The sequence below is a fragment of the Candidatus Nitrosopumilus sp. genome (assembly GCF_965262695.1).
In the GTDB taxonomy this organism is placed as follows: domain Archaea; phylum Thermoproteota; class Nitrososphaeria; order Nitrososphaerales; family Nitrosopumilaceae; genus Nitrosopumilus.
In genome coordinates this window covers 312,775-339,180 of sequence record NZ_OZ253550.1, presented here as the reverse complement: position 1 = coordinate 339,180, position 26,406 = coordinate 312,775, and the positions used below count along the sequence as shown (strand labels likewise).

General features: G+C 33.7%; 31 protein-coding genes. 14 read left to right on the top strand and 17 right to left on the bottom strand.

Translation table 11 applies throughout. From position 1 onward, the window contains the following. Positions 1–30: 30 nt before the first annotated feature. Entirely contained in the window at positions 31–1,917 is a 1,887-nt protein-coding gene (locus tag ACQY2P_RS02035; RefSeq protein ID WP_428326752.1) for an arginine--tRNA ligase, read from the bottom strand. Between the two features lies 1 nt (position 1,918). Then, positions 1,919–2,614, bottom strand: a complete 696-nt coding sequence (locus ACQY2P_RS02030; protein WP_428326751.1) for a phosphoglycolate phosphatase — start codon at positions 2,612–2,614, stop codon at positions 1,919–1,921. Between the two features lie 92 nt (positions 2,615–2,706). Between ACQY2P_RS02030 and ACQY2P_RS02025 the strand changes: the two genes are divergently transcribed. The 4 genes from ACQY2P_RS02025 to ACQY2P_RS02010 all read left to right on the top strand — a co-directional run bounded on the left by ACQY2P_RS02025 (position 2,707) and on the right by ACQY2P_RS02010 (position 4,736). Further along, complete coding sequence (locus ACQY2P_RS02025) at positions 2,707–2,934, top strand: DUF504 domain-containing protein (protein WP_428326750.1); 228 nt, start codon at positions 2,707–2,709, stop codon at positions 2,932–2,934. A 2-nt stretch (positions 2,935–2,936) separates the two neighbouring features. Next, positions 2,937–4,046, top strand: a complete 1,110-nt coding sequence (locus ACQY2P_RS02020; protein WP_428326749.1) for an OBG GTPase family GTP-binding protein — start codon at positions 2,937–2,939, stop codon at positions 4,044–4,046. Between the two features lie 56 nt (positions 4,047–4,102). Continuing rightward, positions 4,103–4,240, top strand: a complete 138-nt coding sequence (locus tag ACQY2P_RS02015) for a hypothetical protein (protein WP_187146586.1) — start codon at positions 4,103–4,105, stop codon at positions 4,238–4,240. A 115-nt stretch (positions 4,241–4,355) separates the two neighbouring features. Beyond that, positions 4,356–4,736, top strand: a complete 381-nt coding sequence (locus tag ACQY2P_RS02010) for a hypothetical protein (RefSeq protein WP_428326748.1) — start codon at positions 4,356–4,358, stop codon at positions 4,734–4,736. Between the two features lie 136 nt (positions 4,737–4,872). Here the strand turns inward: ACQY2P_RS02010 and ACQY2P_RS02005 are convergent, their stop codons facing one another. After that, positions 4,873–6,504, bottom strand: a complete 1,632-nt coding sequence (locus ACQY2P_RS02005) for a collagen-like protein (RefSeq protein ID WP_428327257.1) — start codon at positions 6,502–6,504, stop codon at positions 4,873–4,875. A gap of 120 nt (positions 6,505–6,624) precedes the next feature. Between ACQY2P_RS02005 and ACQY2P_RS02000 the strand changes: the two genes are divergently transcribed. Further along, positions 6,625–7,746 carry a tetratricopeptide repeat protein gene (locus tag ACQY2P_RS02000; protein ID WP_428326747.1) on the top strand — a complete coding sequence of 374 codons (1,122 nt, stop codon included), beginning with the start codon at positions 6,625–6,627 and terminating at the stop codon, positions 7,744–7,746. Here the strand turns inward: ACQY2P_RS02000 and ACQY2P_RS01995 are convergent, their stop codons facing one another. After that, the gene (locus ACQY2P_RS01995) at positions 7,747–8,544 is read right to left on the bottom strand and encodes a sulfurtransferase (protein ID WP_428326746.1); all 798 of its coding nucleotides are present in this window, start codon (positions 8,542–8,544) and stop codon (positions 7,747–7,749) included. Next, entirely contained in the window at positions 8,541–10,349 is a 1,809-nt protein-coding gene (locus ACQY2P_RS01990; protein ID WP_428326745.1) for a nitrite/sulfite reductase, read from the bottom strand. Before ACQY2P_RS01990 ends, ACQY2P_RS01995 begins: the two co-directional genes overlap by 4 nt. Positions 10,350–10,539: 190 nt before the next feature. On the opposite strand from ACQY2P_RS01990, the gene ACQY2P_RS01985 reads away from it, so the two are divergent. Then, positions 10,540–11,358, top strand: a complete 819-nt coding sequence (locus ACQY2P_RS01985; protein ID WP_428326744.1) for a sulfide-dependent adenosine diphosphate thiazole synthase — start codon at positions 10,540–10,542, stop codon at positions 11,356–11,358. Positions 11,359–11,382: 24 nt separating this feature from the next. Further along, positions 11,383–12,156 carry a DUF6775 family putative metallopeptidase gene (locus ACQY2P_RS01980; RefSeq protein ID WP_428326743.1) on the top strand — a complete coding sequence of 258 codons (774 nt, stop codon included), beginning with the start codon at positions 11,383–11,385 and terminating at the stop codon, positions 12,154–12,156. On the opposite strand, the gene ACQY2P_RS01975 is transcribed toward ACQY2P_RS01980, so the two are convergent. Genes ACQY2P_RS01975 through ACQY2P_RS01965 form a run of 3 tightly spaced genes read right to left on the bottom strand, consistent with a single transcriptional unit; the run spans position 12,147 to position 13,841 of the window. Further along, entirely contained in the window at positions 12,147–13,049 is a 903-nt protein-coding gene (locus ACQY2P_RS01975; protein ID WP_428326742.1) for a malate dehydrogenase, read from the bottom strand. The two genes, ACQY2P_RS01980 and ACQY2P_RS01975, sit on opposite strands and share 10 nt — an antisense overlap. Positions 13,050–13,062: 13 nt before the next feature. Beyond that, a complete protein-coding gene (locus ACQY2P_RS01970) occupies positions 13,063–13,494 on the bottom strand; it encodes a universal stress protein (protein ID WP_428326741.1) in 432 nt (143 codons plus the stop codon). Between the two features lie 5 nt (positions 13,495–13,499). Continuing rightward, positions 13,500–13,841, bottom strand: a complete 342-nt coding sequence (locus ACQY2P_RS01965; RefSeq protein ID WP_428326740.1) for an HPF/RaiA family ribosome-associated protein — start codon at positions 13,839–13,841, stop codon at positions 13,500–13,502. A 112-nt stretch (positions 13,842–13,953) separates the two neighbouring features. On the opposite strand from ACQY2P_RS01965, the gene ACQY2P_RS01960 reads away from it, so the two are divergent. After that, positions 13,954–14,808, top strand: a complete 855-nt coding sequence (locus tag ACQY2P_RS01960) for a CBS domain-containing protein (RefSeq protein ID WP_428326739.1) — start codon at positions 13,954–13,956, stop codon at positions 14,806–14,808. Position 14,809: 1 nt separating this feature from the next. Here the strand turns inward: ACQY2P_RS01960 and ACQY2P_RS01955 are convergent, their stop codons facing one another. Both ACQY2P_RS01955 and ACQY2P_RS01950 read right to left on the bottom strand, forming a co-directional pair. Continuing rightward, on the bottom strand, positions 14,810–15,232 hold the full coding sequence (locus tag ACQY2P_RS01955; RefSeq protein ID WP_428326738.1) for a universal stress protein: 423 nt from the start codon (positions 15,230–15,232) through the stop codon (positions 14,810–14,812). Then, complete coding sequence (locus tag ACQY2P_RS01950) at positions 15,229–15,660, bottom strand: universal stress protein (protein ID WP_428326737.1); 432 nt, start codon at positions 15,658–15,660, stop codon at positions 15,229–15,231. Before ACQY2P_RS01950 ends, ACQY2P_RS01955 begins: the two co-directional genes overlap by 4 nt. Positions 15,661–15,771: 111 nt before the next feature. Between ACQY2P_RS01950 and ACQY2P_RS01945 the strand changes: the two genes are divergently transcribed. From ACQY2P_RS01945 to ACQY2P_RS01935, 3 genes are all read left to right on the top strand, one after another. Next, complete coding sequence (locus ACQY2P_RS01945) at positions 15,772–16,209, top strand: CBS domain-containing protein (RefSeq protein WP_428326736.1); 438 nt, start codon at positions 15,772–15,774, stop codon at positions 16,207–16,209. Positions 16,210–16,258: 49 nt separating this feature from the next. Then, positions 16,259–17,263 carry a thioredoxin-disulfide reductase gene (trxB, locus tag ACQY2P_RS01940; RefSeq protein ID WP_428326735.1) on the top strand — a complete coding sequence of 335 codons (1,005 nt, stop codon included), beginning with the start codon at positions 16,259–16,261 and terminating at the stop codon, positions 17,261–17,263. Positions 17,264–17,507: 244 nt separating this feature from the next. Beyond that, the gene (locus ACQY2P_RS01935) at positions 17,508–17,984 is read left to right on the top strand and encodes a hypothetical protein (protein WP_428326734.1); all 477 of its coding nucleotides are present in this window, start codon (positions 17,508–17,510) and stop codon (positions 17,982–17,984) included. On the opposite strand, the gene ACQY2P_RS01930 is transcribed toward ACQY2P_RS01935, so the two are convergent. The 5 genes from ACQY2P_RS01930 to serB form a co-directional block, all read right to left on the bottom strand. Beyond that, the gene (locus tag ACQY2P_RS01930; protein WP_428326733.1) at positions 17,981–18,973 is read right to left on the bottom strand and encodes a cysteine synthase family protein; all 993 of its coding nucleotides are present in this window, start codon (positions 18,971–18,973) and stop codon (positions 17,981–17,983) included. The genes ACQY2P_RS01935 and ACQY2P_RS01930 overlap by 4 nt on opposite strands. Before the next feature lie 8 nt (positions 18,974–18,981). Next, positions 18,982–19,218, bottom strand: coding sequence for a sulfurtransferase TusA family protein (locus ACQY2P_RS01925; RefSeq protein WP_048068830.1), 237 nt, complete (start codon positions 19,216–19,218; stop codon positions 18,982–18,984). Positions 19,219–19,284: 66 nt separating this feature from the next. Next, complete coding sequence (locus tag ACQY2P_RS01920; protein ID WP_428326732.1) at positions 19,285–20,199, bottom strand: PHP-associated domain-containing protein; 915 nt, start codon at positions 20,197–20,199, stop codon at positions 19,285–19,287. A gap of 56 nt (positions 20,200–20,255) precedes the next feature. After that, positions 20,256–20,981: a coenzyme F420-0:L-glutamate ligase gene (gene cofE / locus ACQY2P_RS01915; RefSeq protein WP_428326731.1), complete on the bottom strand. Its 726-nt coding sequence runs from the start codon at positions 20,979–20,981 to the stop codon at positions 20,256–20,258. A gap of 34 nt (positions 20,982–21,015) precedes the next feature. Next, positions 21,016–21,666 carry a phosphoserine phosphatase SerB gene (serB, locus tag ACQY2P_RS01910; protein ID WP_428327256.1) on the bottom strand — a complete coding sequence of 217 codons (651 nt, stop codon included), beginning with the start codon at positions 21,664–21,666 and terminating at the stop codon, positions 21,016–21,018. A gap of 103 nt (positions 21,667–21,769) precedes the next feature. Here serB and ACQY2P_RS01905 point away from each other — a divergent pair, with 103 nt between their 5' ends. Next, positions 21,770–22,054: a hypothetical protein gene (locus ACQY2P_RS01905; RefSeq protein ID WP_428326730.1), complete on the top strand. Its 285-nt coding sequence runs from the start codon at positions 21,770–21,772 to the stop codon at positions 22,052–22,054. A 54-nt stretch (positions 22,055–22,108) separates the two neighbouring features. Then, the gene (proS, locus tag ACQY2P_RS01900; RefSeq protein ID WP_428326729.1) at positions 22,109–23,551 is read left to right on the top strand and encodes a proline--tRNA ligase; all 1,443 of its coding nucleotides are present in this window, start codon (positions 22,109–22,111) and stop codon (positions 23,549–23,551) included. Here the strand turns inward: proS and ACQY2P_RS01895 are convergent. Further along, entirely contained in the window at positions 23,548–23,913 is a 366-nt protein-coding gene (locus ACQY2P_RS01895) for a DUF6659 family protein (RefSeq protein WP_428326728.1), read from the bottom strand. The genes proS and ACQY2P_RS01895 overlap by 4 nt on opposite strands. 97 nt (positions 23,914–24,010) lie before the next feature. Between ACQY2P_RS01895 and egtB the strand changes: the two genes are divergently transcribed. Continuing rightward, entirely contained in the window at positions 24,011–25,321 is a 1,311-nt protein-coding gene (gene egtB, locus ACQY2P_RS01890; RefSeq protein ID WP_428326727.1) for an ergothioneine biosynthesis protein EgtB, read from the top strand. Here egtB and egtD read toward each other — a convergent pair. Continuing rightward, the gene (gene egtD, locus ACQY2P_RS01885) at positions 25,318–26,340 is read right to left on the bottom strand and encodes an L-histidine N(alpha)-methyltransferase (protein ID WP_428326726.1); all 1,023 of its coding nucleotides are present in this window, start codon (positions 26,338–26,340) and stop codon (positions 25,318–25,320) included. The genes egtB and egtD overlap by 4 nt on opposite strands. Positions 26,341–26,406: the final 66 nt, after the last annotated feature.

Here is a 26,406-nt window from a genome sequence, read left to right as displayed (position 1 = left end):
CAGCATTCGTGTAGTGCACTCACTGGGACATTACATCTTATCAGGAGCAGTAATTCCCAAAAGATTTAGTGCCTTTTCAATAGTAATTTTAAAAGAATGAACCAAACACAAACGAGAATTTTCTAATTGTTCATCACCTAAATCAAGAACCTTTGATTTTTCATAAAAAGAATTGAAGGTAACTGCCAAATCATGACAATATCTAGAAATTACTTTTGGAGACAAGTTATTTGCAGCATCACGGACTTGCAAATTGAAAAGACCAATTGTTTTTACCAAATCAATCTCAGATTGTTCTTTTAGTAAAGAGAAATCAACATCAATAGAAGGAGTTCTGCCAGATTTTTCTAAAATTCTAGATGCTCTAGCATGAGTATATTGAATATATGGTGCAGTATCGCCTTCCAAACTAAGAGATTTTGTTAAATCAAATGCAATAATTTTGTCTAAATCTTGTTTGATCATCTCATAACGCAATGTTGCAACAGATACTGCATGGGAAATCTTTTCAATCTCAGAATCATCCATATCAGGATGTCTTTTCTTTGTTTCTTCAGTTGTTTTTTCTTTTAGCAAATCATAAACAGAATCAGCATTGACATACAATCCCTTTCTACCAGACATTTGAGCTTGTTTACCATCAGTTTCCAATCCAAGAATTTTTGCAGTATCAGAACTTAGAGTGACAGATTCGTATCCTAAATGAATATATGCATCAGGAATGGATTTGAATTTTCCCATCAAAGAAGTAATAATTTTTTGTAATCTTGCTTGACGTGAATCTATTACAGTGATTACTTTATCACCTGAAAAATTTTGAGAGTCAGAATCACCATCATTTAGTGTAGTTTGCCACAAAACACGTGAATTTGGTTGTTCTTTTTCATATTTTTGATAATGGAATGGATCATCAAGTAATCCCAATTTCCAAGCAGCATATGGAATATCTTTTGCAATGTATGTGGCAGTACCATTACTTCTGACAATTACCTTATCCTCTTCTTTTCCATCACCGCGAATAACCCAACAACCTGCATTTTTGCCATCATTTTCAAATTCTACAAGGTTCATTTCTTTGAGTTTTTCAAATATTCCATCCCATAATCCAGAACGAATTATTTGAGATTCAAAATTTAGACAGTCATAAGAAACTGCCAAATTCCAGCATGTTTCAAGTTGGTTAGACAATACGCGACGAGTAATTTTATCAGCAAATTGTGCAGTTTCTGACGTACCATCTTCTAATTCTTTTAGAACATTTTTTCGAATTTCCTCCAAACTAGAATCTTGTTCATATTTCTCAGTAGTTTTGACATAAACATCATCACCACAATAATGATCAAATTTCTTTCCTTGAGGAGGTTCTATTTCATATCCAAAATGTTTGAAACCAACAACAATATCTGCAACCTGTAATCCAGAGTCATCAACATAGTTTAAGACATTAACTTTGTAGTTTGCTTTTTGTAAAATTCTAGAGATAATATCACCAATTATGATATTACGTATGTGTCCTATGTGAAGAGCTTTGTTTGGATTTACACTGGTGTGTTCAACTACGATAGTAGAATTTTTTCCAATATCGACATCTCCAAATTCAGGCAAATTAGATTCAGATAAAATTAATTGATTGAGTTTTGTCCAATCAGCATAAAAATTTAGATAACCAGAGGGATGAGATTCAGATTTTGAAACTAGTGTGCGGACACATTGAGAGTATTTTTCAGATAACATTTCAGAAATTTCTTTTGGACTTTTCTTGAGTTGTTTTGCAAGTAAGAAGGAAACATTTGAGCTAACATCACCAAATCCAGGTTTTGCAGGTTCAACAGAAAATTTTACATCAGAAATAGATAGATCATCTAAAATCTTGTTAAGATTATTTTCAATTTCATCAATTATTGATTTGAAAGTCATACTATATCTCAGATAATCTAGGTGCTAATTTATCTAATGCTTCAAGTACACCATCACCTGCATGTGCAGAAACAGTCATTGTGGCCTCAGATTTTACATCATCAAATGCATTGCCCAATGCAACACTTGTTTTTGCCACTTTGAATAAGGGGATATCTGTAGCACTATCACCAATTGCAATAACATCATCTTTTGAGATAGAAAATCTCTTCATAACTTCAGTAAAGCCAGTTCCTTTGTCAATTCCAGGAGAGTTGATGTGATAGGCATATTGGCTATCAGACAATGCCACATCAATATTTTTTTCAGATAGAATCTCCCTAGCCTGATCGAGATCAAAGGTTCTTTGTAAAACAACTTCAGTCATTCTAGGAAAAACATACTTTTCTTCTACATTTTCTAGATTATTTTTTAAAATATCAAGAGCATTTTTGCATTCATCAAGATTACCTAACAGAATATGATCATTTGAGTCAAGAGTAATGCAACCTCCATTTTCACCCACAGCAACTTTTGTCGTACCACCAAACACTGAAAGTAGAAAGCCTTCAACAGAAGATCGACCAGTTACAAAAATTACATCATGTCCCATGTTAACAAGACGTCGTAATGCATCTAATGCGTCCAAATGGATTCGTCCTCCGCCATTTTCAGTAATCGTGCCATCAATGTCGACTGCAAAAGTTCTTTTTTTCACAACAGATATTTTTTGTACTGAATAATATTTGCTGCGTATGAAACAAAAAAGAAATACGTATTGTTCATTAATGCAATGATTTTACTCAAAATATGGCAAAAAAAGGAATTATTGAAGAGATTTTTAGTAAAGCAAAATTTGAAGATGAATCTCATTCATACAAAATTTTCTACAGGAATTTTGAAAGAATAGTTGAAACTAGTTTGCCAGAGTTTTTGGTTCAATCAGATAACCTGCAAACCATACCAATAAGCAGAATAAAGAAAATTAAAAATAATAATACGGTTTTATTTGAAAAGAAAATGGCAGATAGTGAATAGTAATGGGAATTCCTGAAAAAATTAAAGCCATTCAAGATGAAATGGCAAGAACACAAATCAACAAAGCAACAGAACATCATCTTGGATTACTAAAAGCAAAGATTGCAAAACTCAAAAGAGAGCAAGAAGATAACGCTGTAAAAAAATCTGGAATGAAACAAGATGGGTTCGATGTTAGAAGAACAGGAGATGCAACAGTTGTGTTTATTGGATTGCCAAGTGTTGGAAAATCCACATTACTAAACAAATTAACGGGAGCAAAATCAGCAGTAGGAGCTTTCCAATTTACAACATTGACAGTAGTTCCAGGAATGATGGAATATCGAGGGGCAAAAATCCAGGTGTTGGATTTGCCAGGGATTATCAAAGGTGCATCTACAGGTAAAGGATTAGGAAAGAGAATTCTATCAGTGGCAAGAACAGCAGATCTTGTGCTATTGGTTTTAGACGTATTTCAGCCATATCACGAAGATGTGTTAGTTAATGAATTAGGGAATATTGGAATTAGACTAAACCAACTACCTCCAAACATAACAATTGAAAAAGCATCAATGGGAGGAATTGCAATTGCCCAACAAGTCAAACTTACAAAAATTACAGAAAAACATTTGAAAGATATTTTACATCTTTACGGAATTGTTAGTGCACGTGTTGTTGTTAGAGAAGACATAACATCAGAGCAGATATCAGATCACATTGCAGGGAACATTAGTTATTCAAAAGCACTTACAGTTTTAAACAAAATTGATTTAGTTGATGAAAAGTTTTTGAAAGATTTGAAAACAAAAATCAAATCAGATGTAATTGAAGTATCAGCAAATTCAGATATCAATATAGAATTATTGCAAGAAAAAATTTACGAGAAATTAAAATTCATTAGAATATACATGCGTCCAAAAGGTGGTGAAACGGATTTCAAAGAACCATTAATTGCAAGAGAAGGAGACAGTGTTGAAGATATTTGTAACAAGTTACATCGAAGAATGAAAAGAGAGTTCAGATACGGATTGGTGTGGGGAAAAAGTGTAAAGTTTGGAGGACAAAGAGTAGGATTAAGTCATATTTTACAAGATGAAGATGTGTTAACAATAATCAAAAAGCGCGGAACATAATTAAAAAAAAGTTGAACATGGATCAAGAATTTGAACATCGTTGGTGTAAGTTTTGTATGACAAAAACAAAACAAGAGTTAATTTTTTTACCAGAAATGGCAACTTACAAGCGTAGAAGGAAATACAAATGTACAATTTGTGGAAAAACAAGTTGGTTACAAGGTAGAAGACCATCAGCTGAAGGGGTTTATTGAAAAATTTACGATCAAAAATAATTTTTTTCAAAAAAATTACTTGACAAATTGTAATCAAATTGTGTAAATTTCTTTAGTTTAACCACTGAAAAACAATGAAAATGTCGATCAAAACATGGCAGCTAAACGAAAAGCCGCTCCAAAGAGAAAAGCAGCTCCAAAGAGAAAGGCAGCTAAAAGAAAGGCAGCTCCAAAGAGAAAAGCAGCTCCAAAGAGAAAGGCAGCTAAAAGAAAGACTGCAGCTAAAAAAGCAGCTCCAAAGAGAAAAGCAGCTCCAAAGAGAAAAGCCGCAAAAAGAAAGGCAGCTCCAAAGAGAAAAGCAGCTCCAAAGAGAAAGGCAGCTAAAAGAAAGACTGCAGCTAAAAAAGCAGCTCCAAAGAGAAAAGCAGCTCCAAAGAGAAAAGCCGCAAAAAGAAAGGCAGCTCCAAAGAGAAAAGCAGCTCCAAAGAGAAAAGCAGCTCCAAAGAGAAAAGCAGCAGCAAAAAGACGAAGATAAACTCGTCAACAAATTAACAATCGTCACAAAGGCGAATTGTTTTCCATTTTTCTAAGAACAGTTAGTGAAAACTATTCAAAAAAAAGATTTTCAATTACAGAAACAATTTACAAAAAATAAAATTATTTTTAAAAAATCAATAAAGATAACTCATTAGTTTAATTTGTTCTTCAGTACTAATGACATTTTTCTCTGTTAAGATTTCCAATAAATCTTTGAACAATGCTTTTTGTTCAGAAGACATTCCACCTGCAGGGCCTTTTTCTCCGGGAGGACCTGGTGGACCTCTTGGACCTGGTGGACCGATTGGACCTTGTTCACCACGAGGACCTGCTTCACCAATAGAACCGATTGGACCTGTTGGACCACGTTCTCCTTGTGGACCTTGAATTCCTTGTGGACCTTGCGGACCTTTTTCTCCAGCTAGACCAGTTGGACCACGTTCTCCTTGTGAACCTTGCGGACCGATTGGACCTATTTCTCCGGGAGGACCTGTAGGACCTGTTAGACCTTTGTCACCGAGAGGACCAGGTGGACCTTTGTCACCTTTTTCTCCTTGAGGACCAGGAACACCTGTTAGACCTTTAGCGCCAGCGGGACCTTGCGGACCTTGCGGACCTTTTTCTCCAATTGGACCTTCAGTACCTTTTGGACCTTTGTCACCGATTGGACCAGGTGGACCGATTGGACCTTTGTCACCAGGAGAACCTTGTGGACCAGTTAAGCCTTTATCGCCATTAGGACCGGGCGGACCGATTGGACCTTTTTCTCCTGCGGAACCGATTGGACCTTTTTCTCCAATTGGACCTGGGCCACCTTGAATTCCTTTTTCACCTTGAACACCTGCTTGTCCTGTTGGACCTTTTTCTCCAGGAGTTCCAACGGGACCAGTTAAGCCTTTATCGCCGGGAGAACCTGCGGGACCTTTGTCACCTTTTTCTCCAGGGGGACCTCTTAATCCAGTTAAGCCTTTATCGCCGGGAGGACCTGTTGGACCTTTTTCTCCTTTTTCGCCTCCAGGACCTTTTAATCCAGTAGGACCTTTGTCACCAATTGGACCTGTTGCACCTTTGTCACCTTTGTCACCAACGGGACCAGGAATTCCTTTGTCACCTTTGTCACCTTTGTCACCAGTAATTCCTTTATCTCCAGTTAGTCCTTTGTCACCAGCAATTCCTTTGTCACCTGCTGGACCTTTGTCACCAGTAGGACCTTTGTCACCAGGAGATCCTTGTGGACCATCAGGACCTTTTTCTCCTGCTGGACCTACTTGTCCAGGAGGACCTTGCGGACCTTTGTCACCAGGAGATCCTTGTGGACCAGGAGCACCTTTGGTACCTGGAGTTCCTTGAATAGTAGGAACACTAGGACTTGATTTAGTAGAACGTTTTTGTTTTGGAGGTTCAGAACTTGATTTAGTTTCAGTTTTAGTTTCAGTAGAAGGTGTAGTTGATTGAGGTTTAGGTTTTGATAATGGAACATCAAATACAGAATGTAGTGATGAGAAAAGATCAGTTACAACAATCCAAATTGTTTCTAATTCTAATACAGATGAAGGAATTGGGTTTTCAGGAGAACCAATTGTTTCAGAAAAAATTCCATCTTTAACTCTAAGATGGAAATTTCCACGCCAAAGAGATGTAAATTGTTTTGATTTAATTTGTTCATCAGAAGGTCTGCTTCCAACAATTGCAATTTGAGCCTCATATACGCCTGATTGCTTAAATGGCGCCTGACCTCGGATTTCTAATCTAGATTGAGATGACACAATCGATTGTTTATACTTCAAGTATTTCTGTATTTAGATCGCATGATTAGATTCTAAATCAAACAATTTCTAGGCTCGCGAGGGATAGTATTTATCTAGATAAAAGTGCATTTTGAGCTAGTGAAGAAACCTTTCGGGAAAAAATCAGAGGAAAAAAAAGAAGAGCCTAAAATAGAAAAAAAGGCTGAAGAGACAGCATTAGTCGATATCGACTATAATCGTAAGAAACTGTTTAAGCAGGGAGTCAATCTGATGGCAGATGAAAAACTAGAAGAAGCCATCACAGTATTTGAACAAGCTCTAAGAATTGACCCAGATAATGTTGAAACATTATTGAAATTAGGATATGCAAGATTTCACATTGATGATCATCACGAAGCTTTGAGAGTTTATGATAGAGTTTTAGATATCGATGTAACAAATCCTGAAGCTTGGAATCTTAAAGGATTGGTCCATTATGAACAAAAAAATTATTCAAAAGCATTAGACTCAGTTGAAAAAGCAATTGAAACAGATCCAACATACGGAATGGCTTGGTATAACAAAGCATGTTTCTTGTCATTACTAAATCAAGTTCCAGAATCATTAGAATCATTGAAACGTTCAATTGAAATTGATGTGAAAAATGCTAGAAAGTCAATTAGGGATAAAGATTTTGTTAATGTTAGAGTTGAAGAAGGATTCAAAAGAATTCAAGAAGTTGTAGTTTTAGAATCCGTTAGACAAGGATACCATACAATTGGTTCAATTGTTTGGACAACATTTCTAGATAAAAAAGATGCAGAAGATGCATTAAGAAAATTATTAGAAAAAGGATTGATTGTTCAAAATGAAAAGAGGGACGGTTTAAGTAGAATTCCAGTATATGATCTTGCACCAAATGTAGCAGAAAAAATGGGTAAAGAAAAGAAAGGATTGTTTGGAATTACAAGAAAGAAATTACCAAAACCAGTAAAGAATCTAAAAGAGTTAAGTCAAGCAATTCAAATTGCAAAAGAAGCTATTGAAGAAGAGAATTCAGAAAAAGCAATTGAAATATTTGATGAATTTATTGATCCTAAAAAATCTGGAGAACAAATGATTGAAAACTTCTTTGATGAACACAGAGAAATTAGATTATGGAAAATCAGATTAAAAGATAGAGGTGATGATTACATTGCAGAAAATAAAGAAAAGATGATGATATTGTTTGATAACGTAGAAGTAACAATTACCAAGAAACTTAGAAACGAAATTTCTTAATTATTCAGCAGAAAGATCCCAATAGTTTGCATCTTCTTGTTTTGCAGTAGGTTTTTGAAGATTTTTCCATTCTTTAAAAGAACGAACATAGAGTTTTGCGTTTGGTAGCCCTGCAGTTTTTAATGCATAATATGCCAATCCAGAAAGAGTACCCACACTTCCACAGTAAGTGATAATTTCAGTATCTCCAGTAACACCACGATTATCAAGTAAGCGTTTCATGTCCTCTTTTGGACGTAAAATTTTGTCATTTGATGCAAGTGTTCTGTATGGAAGACTAATTGCACCAGGAATGTGTTGTTCAAGAAAGTTCAATCTCTCCCTATTATCAATTAAAATTACATCATCACGTTCTTTTGCAGATTCTAGATAATCAGAAGTGGCTAAGATATCAGATTGTAACTTCATAGAGTGTTCTTTACTTTGTACTTCAGGGGTTTGAGAATCACTTTCCAAGCCAAGAGATTTCCAATTACTGTAAGTAGTTTCAAGTAGGCTGACATCTGAATGTCCAAGATATTCCAATGTCCATGCAACTCTTGATGCTAATGCTCCAAATGTATCATCATAAACTACAACACGTGTCTCATCATCAATACCCATTGAATTTACTAATTTTACAACCCGTTCAGGACTATCATCGGACAAAAGATTTGCCAAAGGCAAGTTTACAGCAGTAGAGATGTGATCTTTTTTGTAATCATCTTCTCTTCGGACATCAATTACCCTAACACTTTTGTCTCTAATTTCGGAACGTAAAGAGTCTACATCAGTTGTGATGGCACCAGATTCGGTCAAGCAGCACACTCACCTTTTCCAGTTTTAGTATGGTAACTAGTATCACTGCCATAATCAAGATAGAAATCAGGATCATCTTCCTTTGTTGGAGGAATTGTTAATGGATCAATTGCTTTTCTAATATCATTAAGAGTTTTAATTTCAGAATCCTCAGTGTTTGTTGCAACTCTGTGAATCCAGGATTTTAGAGTATCATCAGGTTTCTTGTGTTCTTTAAACAGTTCTATGATTTTCAAAATTACAGGAATTACTCTTTTTGCAGGAACTCTATGACATATTTGTCCCAACATCGCATCACCATCAGAACGTCCACCTAACAACATCTGATAATTTGCATACATGTCTTTTCCAACACGTGCTCCCCCTCCAAAGAATCCAATTGTGGCAATTCCATGTTGACCACAAGAGTTTGGACATCCACTAATTTTGATAGATGCATCACGTAAATCATCATCTTCATCAAGTTTTAGTTCCAAAAATTTTCTTTGGATTTCTTTAGCTAGTCTATGGGAATTTGTTAATGCCAAATTACATGAAGTTGTACCAGAACATCCAATAGGAGCAGTCATGGTAAGGGCACCAGATTTTGCCAGACCAATTTCAAGTAGTTTAGAATACAAACGTGGCAAATCATCTTCATGAACATAACGTAATGCAATATTTTGTACAAAGCCAGCACGGGCCTTTCCTTCTGCAGAAAAGTCACGAATAATGTCTGCTAATGCAAGTAATTGACTTGAAGTGATATCACCTGCTTCAAGAGTGATATAGACAGTTCTGTAATCAGATTGTTTTTGTGTTTCAGTGTTAGTTTTTAGCCATCGGGCATAACCATCAGGGGTTCCACTTCCACTTTCATCACTTACTCTGATTGGGTGTTTGATTTCATCAGGAGTGTGATCAACATCAAGTTGTGTAATTACAGATTGAGTAGCTCTTACTACAGCTCTTTCTTTTAGTACAAGATTTTGGAATTTTTCCCAACCCATGTCATTTACAAGATAGCGCATTCTATTTCTTGCAAGATTTTTTCTATCTCCTAATCTATCAAAAATTTTCACCACAGCAATTGAAGTGTAAAGTAAATCTTCTTCAGGAGTAAAGTCTTCTAATTGATGTCCAACAAATGATCTATTGCCCAATCCGCCACCAAGGAATATTTTGAATCCTCTTTGAGTAGTTCCATCTACTTCTCTTATCTGGGGGATTAATCCAACATCAACAATTCTTACCATTCCATGTTTCTCACAACATGTAAAAGTGAATTTGAATTTACGAGGGAGGTTTTGACTCATAGGATTTCTCAAAAAGAATTTTGCAGTAGCACGTGCATATGGAGTTGAATCAAATTCTTCATTAGGACAAACACCAGTCATTGGACTACACATTACATTTCTTACACTATTTCCACATGCTTCTCTTGATGTCATTCCCACATCAGCAAGACCACGAAGAATTTCAGATACATCTTCAAGAATTACCCAGTGTAATTGAACGCTTTCTCTAGTTGTAATATGTGCACTTCCAATAGAATATTGTTCACTTAGTTGAGATAATTTTTCAATTTGATGAGGGTAAATTTCACCTGCAGGAAGTTTAATTCTAACCATGGCATAATCATTAGTCATTCTAGTACCATATGCACCATGTTGAAGTCTGAATCGTCTGAAACTATCTTCGTCGTATTTTCCCTGACGGAATAATTTTACAGTTTTTGCAAAATTATCAGCCTCTTCAATTCTTGCCCAATTGATTTTATGTTTAGGAGAATCAGATGCAGATTGTTTAAGATCAGATACTGTCAATATAATGAAATTTCTTTTTGTTGTGATATAAATTTTTGAGAAATGGAGGTTTTAGGACTCAAACTTTCAAGGCTGACGTAATATTTCCTATAATTTAGGGAAAAATCATTTTACAAATGTGGAATAATTAGTATCTCCTAACTTTTGAGAGGTGGCAAAGTATTAATGGGTTCTAGATAAGAAATTTTTCATGCAAGAAGCAACTGTAGCAGAACAATCATCAAAAATATTTACTGACGTACGTGAAGTTGAAATCACACAAGCCATTGCAAATGAGTTTCACGAAGTTCTAATTGACAGAGCAGAGTCAGATGTAATCATTATCGGTGCAGGTCCAGCAGGACTAACCGCAAGTAGAGAACTTTCAAACCTAGGTTTCAAAGTTCTAGTTATTGAACAAAACAACTACCTTGGTGGAGGATATTGGTTAGGAGGTTACATGATGAATCCAGTTACAGTTAGAGAACCAGCACAAAAAATTTGGGATGAATTAGGTGTTCCATACAAAAAAGTAAAAGATGGATTGTATTTGACACCTGGACCACATGCAGTATCAAAATTAATTGCAGGTGCATGTGATGCAGGAGTAAAATTCTTACAATTGACAAAATTTGATGATTTAGTTCTAAAGAATGGAAGAGTTGCAGGAATTGTTGTAAACTGGATGCCAGTTTCAGCATTACCGCGTAACATTACATGTGTTGATCCAGTTGCATTTGAAGCCAAAGTGATTATTGATGCATCAGGTCATGATTCTGTTGCAGTAAAAAGACTAGTTGACAGAGGATTAGCTGAATGGAAAGGCATGGAACCAATGTTTGTTAACGATGGTGAAGAGCATGTTGTTCACAAAACAGGCGAAATATATCCAGGACTGATTGCAGCAGGAATGTCAGTTACAGAAACTCATGGATTAGCAAGAATGGGACCTACATTTGGTTCAATGTTATACTCTGGAAAAAGAGCAGCAGAAATTGCAGCTGAGAAAATAAAAGAGTTAGAAAGATAAGCAATCAGAACTTTTGTTTTCTTATTGAAAATAAGTAAAATTATCATTTATGATGAACCGACAGTTCCTGAAATTCAGATAAATAGAATAGAAAAATTTCTCAAAGATACATTTCATACAGATGTAGAAGTAAGAAGGAGTTTTTTTGAAAATGTAAATGATGAAATATTTCAAAAAGTTGCCAGTACGAGAATTTTTGAATTAAAAAAACCATTTTCAAAACACATACCAACAGAATTAGAAATACAAATTGAAAGAAAAAATACGGATAACTCACAAAATGAAGAAAAGGTTCTTTATGATGGATTTGAGTTGCAAAAAACAATATCAAAATTCATTCCAACAGATGAGCAAAACCAAAATGTACTGCACATAATATTAACAAATAAACTGACATGTACGTTTGATGAAAGTGATTTTAGATATCATGCAAGAGCATTGATTGGAACAAATCCTTCAATAATTTCAACTACAGGAATTATAGAAGCTCCTGCAAAACCTAAAGAATACTATCTAGAGTTAATGACAGACTTTTCAAAAGAAAAAACTGATGAGATAAACAAAAAATACAAAGGAGAATTTTTAGAATACAATGATCCAAGATTGTCAGAGGTTTTAGAAGGCTACATCCTACAAGCTATCATGTACTATGAAACAGGGGAGGCATTCTGTGAAAACAAAGAATGTAGGCTGTATAATGCACATTGGCAAAAAGAATTATTGTATTCACAATTAAAAAATAAGAAATTCTGTAGTAAACATGAAGAAAGTTTTAGAAAAATAATCAATCAGTCATGAACAGATTTTATGTCATTGCGAATTTTTTCAGATGATTTTTTGAGAGAAGATGATTCAGTATCATCAAGTTTTATTTTTTGTATTTCAGACACTCCATTTTGATTAATTTTTACAGACACACCCATTGCAACATCATGTTCGCCATATTCACCATCAAGAACAATAGAAGCAGGAACGGTGATTTCTTTTTTAGTTCTAATAGCATCAATGACATCAAACGTATTTTTGGCAATACCAAATTGAGATCTGCTCTTATAATTTCTCAAAAGTTTCCAATAATTCCGAACGTTTTCAGTAATGACATCTCTACTATCAATCATAGAAAATAATGGATTGCCACCAACAGTAACACCTGAAAAAACAGGAACCATGGAATCGCCATGTTCCCCTAAAACAATCGCATTAGAAATTGAAGATTGTGGGACAGATAGTGTTTCAGAAATATAATAACGGAATCTACTGGTATCAAGACTAGAGGCAATTCCAATTACTTTGAATCTAGAAAAACCACTTTGTTTTTGAAAAAAATAAGTCATTACATCAAGAGGATTTGAAACTATCAAAACTATTGCAGAAGGACAATATTGTTTTATTTTTTCTGCAATACCTTTTATCATTTCAACTTGTAAATCTATATTTTCAGATCTATCCTTAGTGTAAACACCAACACTTGCAGTAATAACAACAATATCAGAACCAACTAATTCAGAATAATCATCAGTTCCACGAATAGAAAATTTAGAGGTGGCAGGGATTGCATTTGCAACATCTAGAGCTTCACCTATAGCTTTTTTCTTATTGGTATTGACAAGTAAAACGTCATCTAGGGCATTAGATGTGCAAAGAAAAGCAATTGATGTACCGACTCTTCCACTTCCCACTATAGAAATCAATAATATCACGTAATTATTTGACTATAAGAACTGGACATTTGGCTTTTTGAGATACACCATTTGCAATACTTCCCAAAAGAACCTTATCTAATCCTGTTCTGCCATGAGAACCAATTACAATAAGATCATATTTTCTAGACTTTGCGAAAATCACTATATCATTTACAACAGATTTTGATTTTATGATTTGTGATTTTACAGAAACGTTGTTTTTTTCAGCGATAGATTCTAGTTTTTCAAGATATTTTTCAGAAACTTTTTTTTGTTTTTTAATTAATTCTGAATCAGCTCTAGAGTCATAGTATTTGTGGTGCCAAGCATCACCTTCAAGGCAAGTCAACAGTGTAAGCTTTGAATCATATTTTTTTGCAAGATCAACTGCGACTTTGAAGGCTCTAGTAGATTGAGCAGACAAATCAAAGGGAATCAGAATATTTTCAAACATATTATCTAAATGCCCCTCTTACGAATACTATCTCTTTGACGTTTATCATCATGTTTAGGCATCTCTCTTTCTAATTTTTTAATTAATTGATCACATATTTTTAGAATGTCCCAATCAGACTCAGTATAGATTAGTTGATTTTTAGATGTTTTTATTGTTGCAGTGACATCATAATGAGTTCTAGAGCCCTCTGGATTTTGAGATTTTACATCAATTTTAGCCTCAATAATATCAGGCAGTACAGCCTGAACTTTTTCTAGTGCTGCTTCAAACTTTGAATATATGATTTCATTAGCAGAAACTTCTTTGGATAATCCGATTATGTATAATGGAACTTTTTCACTCATAAGGGATATTTTGAAATTATGATTAAAAACTCTATTAGTAATTATTAACTGTGATTTTCATCGGTGATATTGGCAAGGACATATTTTTAATCAACATTACAAACATAGTAATGTGAATTTAAAAAATTCCAAATTAACAAAACTTCTAACAAAGCCCATTACAGTAGGACCAAATTCAACACTTGTAAAAGTAAGAGAATCATTGCTGAAAAATAAAGTAAAAAGAGTAGTAGTCATAGATAAAAAAAATCCAATTGCAATAATTACTGAAAAAGATATTGCAAAGAAGATTTATGAATTGGGAAACAAACCGATCAAATCAGTTATAGCTAAAAGTTTCAAACCAAAAAAACTGTTCACATTAACTAGAGAAAACACTGTCAAAGAATGTGCAAGAATGATGAAAAAGCACAGAATTAGTGTTGTGATTATTTTAAATGATGATAAAACACTTGGAGGTATTGTTACCAAAACAGATCTAGTCAAAATATTCTTAACAAAAGGTTCTGAATCACTCAAAGTATCTCAAGTGATGAAAAAGAATCTAGTTACTGCATCTCCAAGTGATCCGATATTACATATTGAAAGTTTGTTGTTAAAATATGGAATATCCAGAGTGGTGATTAAAAGAAATCAAAAACCGGTTGGAATCATAACATTCAGAGATTTTGTGCCTGCAAAGATACCTCAATGGATAGCAGAATCAGCAGATCCAAAAGAAGTACAAGAATACAAATTCAAAAAAGGATTAGAAGAAGGCCATGCAAATCAAATGAGTTATCTTTTCCCATTTCACGCTACAGACATCATGGCTTCAAAACCAATCACAGTTGAAGCAGATAAAGAAATTAGAGCAGCAATAACACTTATGATCAAACACGATGTTAGTGGGTTACCAGTTGTAAAAAATTCAAAGTTAGTTGGAATTATAACAAAATCAGATATTGTCGGTGTTCTTGCTAGTTAATCTATTTGACAATTAACAAAGAACATTTTGCATGCTGAGCAAGTTTATTTGAAACGCTACCTAGCAAAAATCTTGTTACTGCACCGAGACCCTTATTTCCAACAATTATCAAATCACATTTTTCAGATTTTACAATTTTTTCAATTTCAGAAATAATATTTCCTTCTTTGAGTAAAGATTTTGCAGAAATTCCTTTTTTTCGAAGTGTTTTGTTTCCATCATCAAGGGTTTTTTTTCCAAATTTTCGAAGCATTTTGAGATATTCTTTACGATCTAGTAAATTAATTGAGGATTTTTCTATAACATAAACCAAAATTATCTTAGAGTCAAATGCATGAGTAATTTCACTTGCACGTTGTAATGCTTTTTTAGAGTATTTTGAACCATCAAGTGGAACAAGAATTGTTTTAAAATTGTTAGTCATTTTACAACAAGTACTGGTTTTTTGGACTTGTGCAAGACATAATTTGAAACGCTACCTAAGAATAATTCTTTAGCAGAACTTCTTCCACGAGCTCCTATTACAACTAAATCAATTCCATTTTTTTTATTATTTGCAAATCGTGCAATATCATAACCAGGATCACCAGACAAAGCTTTAGTAACTAACTTGATTCCTTTTTTTGCAGCTCGTAGTTTTGCATCATCAAGGGTCTTTTTCATTTCTTTTGAAGAATTAAAATCCAAAAATCCCAAAGGGTGAATAGCATAAATTCCAGGCACGGATTTCACTGTTAGGCCGACAACTACACCCTGAGATTGTCTTGCTATATGAATAGCCATATCCAACCCACGGATGGAGTTCTTTGAACCATCAAGAGGTACCAAAATTTTCTTAGTTTTAATGGCCATAATTTAAAATAAAATATTTGAACATTAAAAGGCTTTAGTAATTATCTTAATTGATTTTCAAATATGATAATTTAGATTTTAAATGATATAATTGAAAAGAGTCAGAAAAACATGGACAACACATTTGTCAATCAAGTTATGAGTAAAAATGTACTAACAACAGAAAAGTCTACATCATTACAAGACGCGGCACAAGAGATGAATCGACTGAATGTAGGATGTGTTATTGTTACTGAAGAATCCAAACCAATTGGCATTGTTACTGAAAGAGATTTTGTAACAAAAGTGGCAGCAGAAGGAAGACCTCTATTTACTGAAATTTCCGAAGTAATGTCATCTCCTCTAATAACAATAGATCCTGAGGAAACAATTTGGGAGGCCTCAGAAATCATGAAAGAAAAACTAATTCACAAACTTCCAGTTATAGAAGAAGAACGAGTTATAGGAGTAATAACAACATCAGATATTGTTAGAATTTCCAGTGTAGGATCTGATTCCCAAATGCGCAAAATATGTGATCAAATTCTTATGAGAATGAAAGACGACTAATCAAAAAAGGATATTCACTTAAATTATTGAAATTAAAAGATGAACTATCATGATGGCAGCAGATGATGGAGCAACAGTTCTAGAATCAAAAGACGAAGGTCCAAAGATTCCAGACAAGAAAAAAACAAAATTTGATGTTGTGATTATTGGTGCAGGTCCATCTGGATACACAGCTGGAATTTATTGTTCCAGAGCAGGATATGACACCTTAATTTTATCAGGAATCCTACCTGGAGGTCAACTAGTCAATACAACAGAAGTTGAAAACTATCCAGGATTTGAAAATGGAATCATGGGTCCAGATTTAATGATAGAGATGAGAAAACAATGCCAAAGAATGGGAACAACTATTGTAGATGATGAGGCTGTGGATGTAGATTTTAGAAGAAAACCACTCAAAGTACTAACAGCATCAGAAGAATACGAAGGACGTGCAATCATTATTGCAACAGGTGCAAATCCCCGAAAATTAGGATTAGAAGGGGAAGAGACTTTTGGAGGAAAAGGCGTTTCATATTGTGCAACATGTGATGGGCCATTCTTTAGAAATCAAGAATTAGTAGTAGTTGGAGGAGGAGACTCTGCCATTGAAGAAGCAACTTTTCTTACAAAATTTGCAACTACGGTTCACTTGGTTCACAGAAGAAATGAATTACGTGCAAGCAAAGTAATGCAAGAAAGAGCACTAAGCAATGAAAAAATAAAATTCCATTGGGATTCAGCTGTAATTGATATTAAAGGAGATCAAAAAATGCAGCAAGCAGTTTTGAAAAACATCAAAACAAATGAAGAATCAACATTAGACGTAGGAGGTCTTTTTGTTGCAATTGGACACGAACCAAATACAAAATTATTCAAAAATCAAATTGATTTAGATGATGAAGGATATGTTGTACTAAAAAATAAAACATACACTAACGTTGAAGGAGTTTTTGCAGCAGGGGACGTACATGATAGAAATTATAGACAGGCAATTACAGCGGCAGGTTATGGTTGTATGGCAGCAATTGATGTAGACAAATATCTAACAGAAAGTGCAGATAAGCAAGAATGAAAAATGCACAATGCAAAAAATGCTTAAACAAATTTTTTGAAAAAGAAATCTATACAATTCAACAATTTCAGTACAGAGAGGAACCACCATACAAATGGTCATTAGATTATTTTAAAAAAAATGGAATTGGGGAATGGGACTCATTTTGCGAAAAATGCCTATTAGAGCATTCAAAAGAGTCATTGGAATCTTGGAAAAAATCAGAAATCTAAACTCTTTATTGGAATAAAATTCATTAATTTTCATGAGTGATGAGGCAGAAAATAATCAAAAAAACATGAAAGAGTATAGTGATAAACTGGCAATATTAGGCATGGAATTAAGTAAAATTCAATTTAGTTACAAAGTAGAAGAAAAAACATCAAAAGAATATTGGCAAAAAAGAATTGAGAATTTTGAAAAATATAACAAAAAAGCTTTAGAATATTACAATCAAGTATTTTCTTTAATCAAAATTGCAGACAAAGAAGAATCAGAAAGATTCTTGTTGCAGATTAGTAAATTTCGACAATTATCAACATCATTAATAGAAATAATGGAGAAAATCAAAGAAAACCCATCAATTATCAATTCCAAAGACAAACAACAAAGTCAATGGAGTAGAGAAATCAAAAATAACATTACAGAAGAAAGTAACAAATGTCTACATCATGAAAGAGACATGAATTCACACTTTAGGGATTTTTATGAAAAACATTTGAAAGGTATTTTGGAGAATTAGTATGCCAATTCAGACATGTGTTTTGCATCTTTAAGGCAATTTTCGAAATTTTCTTCAGACATTACATTTTGTTTTGCATAGACACTCTTGAATTTTCTACCATCATCAGCAAAAATTCCAACCACACATGCATCTCCTTCAATAGGATATTTTTTCATACAAGCATAAACTGCAGCAGATGAAGGACTAATCAATAGTTGATCTTTTTCAAAAACTTCTTTTACAACAGAAAATGCTTCTTCATTATCAACAGAAACCCAATCATCAACAACATTTTCTCGTTTCAAAAACAAATCAGGTTTTGCAGATTCTTCAAAGTTTCTCCATCCTTGAATTAGGTGATTTTGTTGGGGTTGGCATCCAATGATTTTCACATCAGGGTTTTTTTCTTTTAGGAATGCACCGATGCCAGTAATAGTTCCACCAGTGCCCACACCAGTAAAGAAATGAGTTACTTTACCCTCAGTTTGTCGCCAAATTTCAGGTCCTGTTCCAATATAGTGACCCTTGAAATTTGCCTCATTAGCATATTGATTAGGAGAATAATACGTGTCAGGTCTTGAAGATGCAATAGAGGTTGCAAGTGCAATACTTTGATCAGTTCCTGCACCAACTTTTGGACACAGATCATCACTTGTTTCGAAGACTTTGGCACCTAAATTTCGGATAATATCTTTAGTTTCATTACTTGCCTTTTCAGGAATAACTATCTCAACTTTGTATCCCAACAAATTTGCAATTCCAGTTAAAGCAATTCCAGTATTTCCAGAGGTTGGTTCAATGATAATGCTCTTGCCTTTTGTTAAAATTCCTTTTTCTTCTCCATCTTTTATCATCCAGTATGCAGCTCGGTCTTTTACAGAACCAAATGGATTATGACCTTCTAATTTTGCAAAATAATCTGCATTATCATGTGAAAGAGAATCTAACTTTACAAGAGGAGTGTTACCTACACGATTCAAAACATCTGTGTCAGTTACAGTAGTCATAATTTTGGTTATTTCACCTTTTTAATTTGAAATGTAATTACATCTCCGTCTTTAGACATATCTAGTAATTCATGACCTTGTCTTGTTACCCATCTAGATATGTCATCTTCAGCTGCAGGATCATCGGCAGAAACTGTTAATGTTTCACCTACTTGCATTCTTTCGATTTCAATTTTGGTTCTAAATACAGGTTCTGGACAAAATAATCCAGTAGCATCTAATTTTTTTTCTGTTGATTCGGACATTTACTGATTGAAAAAGGGCGTTTTGTCATATTAAAATCTATTTGAGTTTTTCAGATTAATTATTGCTCATAACGCCATTTTGAACATAGTTGCAAGATTTCTATCTTTCATAAAACTTGGATCTTGATTCTGGAAATTGATTTTTTGAGAAATCCTCTTCATCAAGTAAATTGCAATTTTGTAAAAAAGTGCCCACATGTGACTATTTTGATTTGAATCGTAGATTCTCAATAACAATGTCAAAAGCCATTTTGCATTTGGATAATGTTCTGAAATATAATCTATCAGATATTCTTTTGAATTGTTAATTTTGTATCGTAGATGATCAAGTGTTTCAGCTTGATGAGCATAGCCTGTTTGAGAAATTTCTATTCTTCCATGTTTCATAGCAGATAAAATATCATCCAAGTTATTTTCAGAATCAATCATATTGACACATCGCCCAAGAGTAGACAAAACATGTGAATCGCTTCCTGCAACTTGAATCATATTATTATCTAGAGCAAATTCTGTTGCTCGAGCATTAGATAAAATATCAACATTATTGCTGTTAAAGACCTCCACCATGTCACATTTTTTGGCACCATCACGTAATGCATCAAGCAAACTAAATGGGTGAGGAGCAGATGAAACACCTCCTTGTTTTCTAACTTCGTCAATAACTTCCTCAAGTGAGAGACCAGGAGAGATCACATCATGAATTCCATAAGCCAGAACATGGGCACCTGTATCAGTGGTAATTTCTTCGGCAGGAAAAACATCAATGTTTTTGAATTTTGAATGATCATTTTTGTATTCTAACAATTGATGGTATCCATCCAAAGTATTGTGATTGGTAACAAAAATTGCATCCAATCCTAAACTATATGATCGCTCAAGTTGATCTCGTATAGAGACATCACAATCGTAAGGAGGTTCATCGTCACCAACATGAAAATTTGAAAAAGAATTATGGCAATGTAATTCAGCATTTATTGGCATTTTCAAATGAAATTTTTCATCTTTAGGTAATAATCTTATGGAATTAGAATGAAATGCTATCGAAAAAGATCTTCATCTTCAGGGCGAATTAATTCATTAATTTCATGTTCACCTTTTTGAAACGAATAATTTCGAATTATTGTTACAGGAGTCTTCAATGTTTTACCCATCACTAATTCAGACGCTGCTGAAAGTTCATCAGCAATTGCAATTGCGGTAACTCTCAGAGTTTTTCCAAACGTATCTTGAGTACCCTCATAATCAATTATAGGAGTTAATCCCGAAATACCTATAGCGCAATTAGTTTGTCCCATCCTAAACGGACGACCAAAGGTATCAGATATTATTACAGCAACATCTTTTTTTGTGTGTTCAAAAATTTTTTTACGTATATTGTTGGCAGAAGTGTCTGAATTCAATGGCAATAGTGTTGCAAAGCCTTCTTTTACATTACTTTCATCAATACCAGCATTAGCACAAATTGTTCCATTATTTGTTTCAACAATCAAAATTCCATTTTTCATACGAATGATTCGTTTTGATTCAGATAAAATCAATTCAGTAATTCTAGGATCCTTTTGATATTGAGAACTGATACCTTCAGAAAGTAATGAAGGTTTTACTGTAGACAAATCAATTAAGCGTCCTTCTTGTTTTGAAATTATTTTTTGAGCAATTACTAAAATGTCGCCATCTTGGATTTGATTTGAAGATATGATTAATTCTGAAAGATCATCTGATGGTTCAATTTCTTTTTCAATATGAACAGGTATAATTTCCAATTATAATATGTCAGAGTATGGACTAAAAAATTGTTTATGCAGGAGTTGGAGCTTCTAATTCTAATTTGTAATGTTTGTTAATAATATCCAAAATTTTTGAAAGATCTTTTTCTTCCAAAGTAGTAGTTGCCAAGTCTTTAACTAAATCTTGTGCACGATATGCGATTCCCAATCCACAAATATCAAACAATTTAACATCATTTGCCCCATCTACAACACATACAATATTTTCTTTCTTTTCACCCCATTCTTCGATTTTGATTCTTGCAGATTTTGATTTATCAGAGTCAACGTTGATTTTTACGCCATCAAGTTTTCCGTCTTTGAAAATTAATTCATTAGAATAAACATAATCTAATCCTAATTCTTCTTTTAATCTGCCCATCATCAGTGTAAACCCACCTGAGACAGCCATTAACTTCCAACCAGCAGCTTTTAGTGCTCTGCAGGCTTCCTTTGCACCAGTCATGATAGGTAGTGCATCTGAAACTTCTTGACATGTTTTTTCATCAAGTCCCTTTAGTGCAGCAACTCTTGTTCGAAGTCCTTCTTCCCAATTGATTTTTCCTTGAATTCCTTGTTTGGTTATTGCCCAAATCTCATCTTGTTTGTTGAGTTTTTCTGCAAGAATTGGAAGATATTCTTCATCATACAATACACCTTCAACATCAAAAATTACTAACAATTGATTTCTGTTTTGCAAAAATTTGCTAATTATATTAAAGTTTAAACTGATTTGAGATCCAAAAAAACGCTAGTAATAAATCACCGAAGTTAATTGTATAGTTATGGGCGAATTAGAACACAAATACGAAGTAGATATCAAAGAAAGAGAAGGAAGACAAAAACTACCTGACAATGTCAAAGCAGAACTAAAAGCATCAGGAATGATGGATGATAAAGGAAAATTAAAGCTTAAAGGAGTCAGTCCAAAAATGCTCAAAAGAATGAAACAAGAGTTTGTGGAATGCCCAGTTTTAAAGGACGATATACATTTTATCCAATGTTTTGTATGTCCAAATTTCCAAAGTAGAGTCACAGGACAAGTACTTTGTAAAGGCGATAAATTATAATCAAAAAATTTCTCACGAAAAGCTCATTAGTTAACTTATTCTTGGAATTTTAGTTTGAGTAAAGAAGACGTAGGGATCACAGTTTCAAAAAAAGATGACTTTAGTGAGTGGTATACTCAAGTTGTACTAAAAGCCAAATTGGCAGATTACGCGCCAGTAAAAGGATTAATCGTGCTCAGACCAGATGGAAATTCCATTTGGGAATCATTGAAAACAACATTTGATAGAAAATTTGCAAAAAACGGAATTAGAAATGGGTTTCTTCCAGTATTAATTCCAGAATCATTGCTAGGAAAAGAACAAAAACATTTTGCAGGATTTAATCCCGAAGTATTTTGGGTAACACATTCAGGAACAAATGAGGTTGGCGACAGATTAGCATTAAGACCAACATCTGAAACACTAGCATATACGCTGTATTCAAAATGGATTCAAAGTTGGAGAGATTTACCTTTAAAAATTAATTTTTGGAATACTGCATTACGTGCAGAGATCAAAGCAACAAAACCATTTCTAAGAACATCAGAATTTTTGTGGCAAGAAGGACACACAGTACACATAACACAAGAAGAGGCAGAAAAAGAAGTAATGAAAATTTTAGATATTTACAAAAACACGGTTGAAGAAGAATTAGCAATCCCAGTTACAACCGGAAAAAAAAGTGAAAAAGAAAAATTTGTTGGTGCAGTGTATACTACCACAATGGAATCAATTATGCCAGATGGAAAAGCACTACAAATGGGCACTTCACATTTCTTAGGACAAAATTTTTCAAAACCATTTGAAGTAAAATTTGCGGATAAAGATAACGTAGAACATTTTGCATGGCAAACATCATGGGGAGTTTCATGGAGATTGATTGGTGCAATGATAATGGCACATGGGGATGATCAAGGTCTTGTTTTGCCACCTAAAGTTGCACCAACCCAAGTAGTAATTGTTCCAATTTACAGAAACGATGAGGGAAAAGACAAGGTATTACCAAAAGTAAAAGAGATTCAAGAAGAATTAGAATCAAAAGATATCAGAGTTCAAGTAGATGAAAGAGAAGGACTTTCGCCAGGATACAAATTCAATGACTGGGAGATGAAAGGAGTCCCAATACGTATAGAAATTGGACCAAAAGATATTGAAAAGCAAAGTATTGTTGTTGCAAAAAGATACAATCGTGAAAAAATAAATTTGCAATTTAATGAGATAGAAAAAATTGTTTCAATTCTAGATGAAATACAAAAGAACATGCTTGAAAATGCAAGAGTACAGTCAAAAGAAAATACAAAAGATATTTCAGATTATGGAGAATTCAAATCACAGATTGAGGAAGGGGGATTCTTCAATGCACCTTGGTGTGGCAAATTGGAATGTGAAGAGAAGATAAAAGAAGAAACGGGTGCAGATATACGAGTAATTCCATTTGGTAGCGAGAATACGGATTTAAAATGCATGTATTGTGGTGAACAAAGCAAATCAATTCCAATTTTTGCTAGAGGCTACTAGTTATTTTCAATAGAACAAATATCCATTATTTTGTATGCTGTTTTGTCAATGTCCACAGTAGGTTCTGCAGATACAAAGAGAACCTTATCATCTAATGGAAAAGTAAATGTAACAACGTTTTTTCTTCTTGCAGCAGCATAACTCACAGGGCCCAAATTATCGTTGAAATCTTGTCGGGTTCTGATTCGCAGTACAGCTTCAATGAACATTTTTTTGCGTTCATCTTCATTCTTTAGAGGTGTAACATCATCACGAAATGAACCTACAACCAGATTCCCCATCATATCTAAAAATCCTGCAAAACGGATTTCAGGTTCTTTGAGTAAAAGTTCACATTTTGAAGATAAAGAATCATCAGACATGAATTTTTGAAAGGATATTAGGAATAAAAAGAATATTCAAATTTTCAGTAATGAAATCATGGTCAGATATAATAGTGGAAAAAAATGATTATTGATTGTGACTAGCAATCCACAATTAGAGGAAAAAAAGCCACTCTTAGAACAATTCAGAAAAACCAGAAGTAGAACATTAGAACTAGTAAAAACTTTAGAGAAAGACGATTTTGTGGTACAAACTGCATTTTTCATGAGTCCACCAAAATGGCATATTGGTCATGTTAGTTGGATTTACGAAGCAATTATGAGCAAATTAGACAAAAATTACGAGTTTTATTCAAAGGAATTTTCAGAATATCTCAATTCATACTATCAACAATTTGGAGTTCCGCATGACAAAGGATTACGTGGAGTAATTTCCAGACCCACAGTTGATCAAATTTTTCAATATTTCAATACAATCAATCAAAGAGTAGAGAAATTTATTGAAACTCAATCTTTGAATGAAGATGCAATCAGGTTAATCATAATGGGATTCCATCACGAATGCCAACATCAAGAATTGTTAGTGTATGATTTACAACATCTTCTTGCAGAGCAATACAGACCAGTAAAGAAAAATCAAATTCAAAAACAAAACAATATGGAAAACACAGTTGTTAAGATAAATGGTGGTTTGTACACAATGGGATTTAATGGAAAAGAGTTCTGTTACGATATAGAACTTCCAGAGCACAAAGTTTACCTTAATGATTACAAAATAGATGTTTTTCCGGTTACAAACAAACAGTATATGGAATTCATAGAAGATGGAGGGTATGAGACATACAAATATTGGTTATCAGACGGATGGGAAAAAGTAAAAGCTAACAAATGGAATGCTCCAATGTATTGGGAAAAGATTGATGATAAATGGCATGTCAGAGACTTTTTAGGAATTAGAGAGATAAATCCAAATGAACCAGTTTGTCACGTCAGTTTCTATGAAGCTGATGCATACTGTAAATGGGCAGGAAAAAGATTGCCAACAGAAGCTGAATGGGAAAAGGCAGCTTGTTGGGATGAAAGCAAGCAAGAAAAAACGATTTTCCCATGGGGAAATGATGAGTCAATTGAGAACAAATGTAATCTCTTAGAATCATATCATTGGGCATGTACAGAAATTGGAACGTATCCAGAAGGGAAAAGTCCTTCAGGGTGCCAACAAATGATAGGAGACGTATGGGAATGGACATCATCAGAATTTACAGGATATCCAGGATTCAAGACAGGATTTGATGAATATAATGACAAATGGTTTACCAATCAGAAAGTTTTGAGAGGAGGCTCATTTGGAACACCAAAAATGTCTATTCGTGGAAGTTATAGGAATTTCTTTAGACTAGATGAAAGGTGGTTGTTTTCAGGTTTTAGATGTGCTGAAGATATCTAATTTTTAGATACAAGAGTTAATGAAAAATATTTTTTATCATCAAACCAAGTATGTTTTAACTCAAATCCCACATCATCAAGTAGATCATGGATTTGAGATAGTCGGTATTTATGAGAATATTCAGTATGAATTAGTTCATCTTTTTGTAATTTCAACTCCAAATTAGATTTTGAGATAATTACAGATTGTTCAGTTAAAGATTTCAAATACATTTCAATTCGTTGATCTTTTTCGTTGTAAATGGCATGATGTAAGAAATTTTCGAGATTAAAATCAGCATCAAGTTCATCGTTAATTCTAGATAAAACATTAAGATTGAATTTTGCAGTTACACCTTCAGAGTCATTGTAAGCAGATTCTAAAACAGTTTTATCTTTTACAAGATCAAGACCAATCAAAAACAGATCACCAGGTTTCATGGTAGAGTAAATTTTCTCTAAAAATTTGTAGCCATCAATCGGTGAGAAATTACCAAAACTAGAACCTAAGAAAATGATCAAATTGTTTTTGTCATCATATGTTTTTAAAAATTCCAAACCGCCTTCATAAGTATCAATGATACCAGTAATTGTCAGATTCTTGTAATCAGTTAAGAGTTCTTCAGAACTTTCAGTAAGGATTTCAGATATATCAATTGGAAAATATTCAGTAGTTTTTTGCGAAGTTGTCAAAAAATCTAAAATTAATCGTGTCTTTATTGATGAACCACTTCCTAGTTCAACTAGTCTGAAATCCTCATCCAGGTATGAAGATAGTTCAGTTTGTAGTTTTTTCAGAATAGAGATTTCAGTTCTAGTAGGATAATATTCTGGAACAGAGCAAATTTGTTCAAACAAATCAGAGCCCTTTTTGTCATAAAAAAATTTAGGAGAAATAGATTTTGAGTTAACACTTAGACTCGTAGAGATTTCTTCAGCAAATGTTTTTTCAATTTTTGTAGCATGAGGTTTGAAATATTGTAACCTAGAATCAACAACAAATTTTTTGTATTCTTTATTTTTCTGTAATGTGTCGTTCAAGTATTAAAATCACCTTTAATCAACTTAAAAGCTTTAACCCAATTCCTTACGCATAAACTATATTTC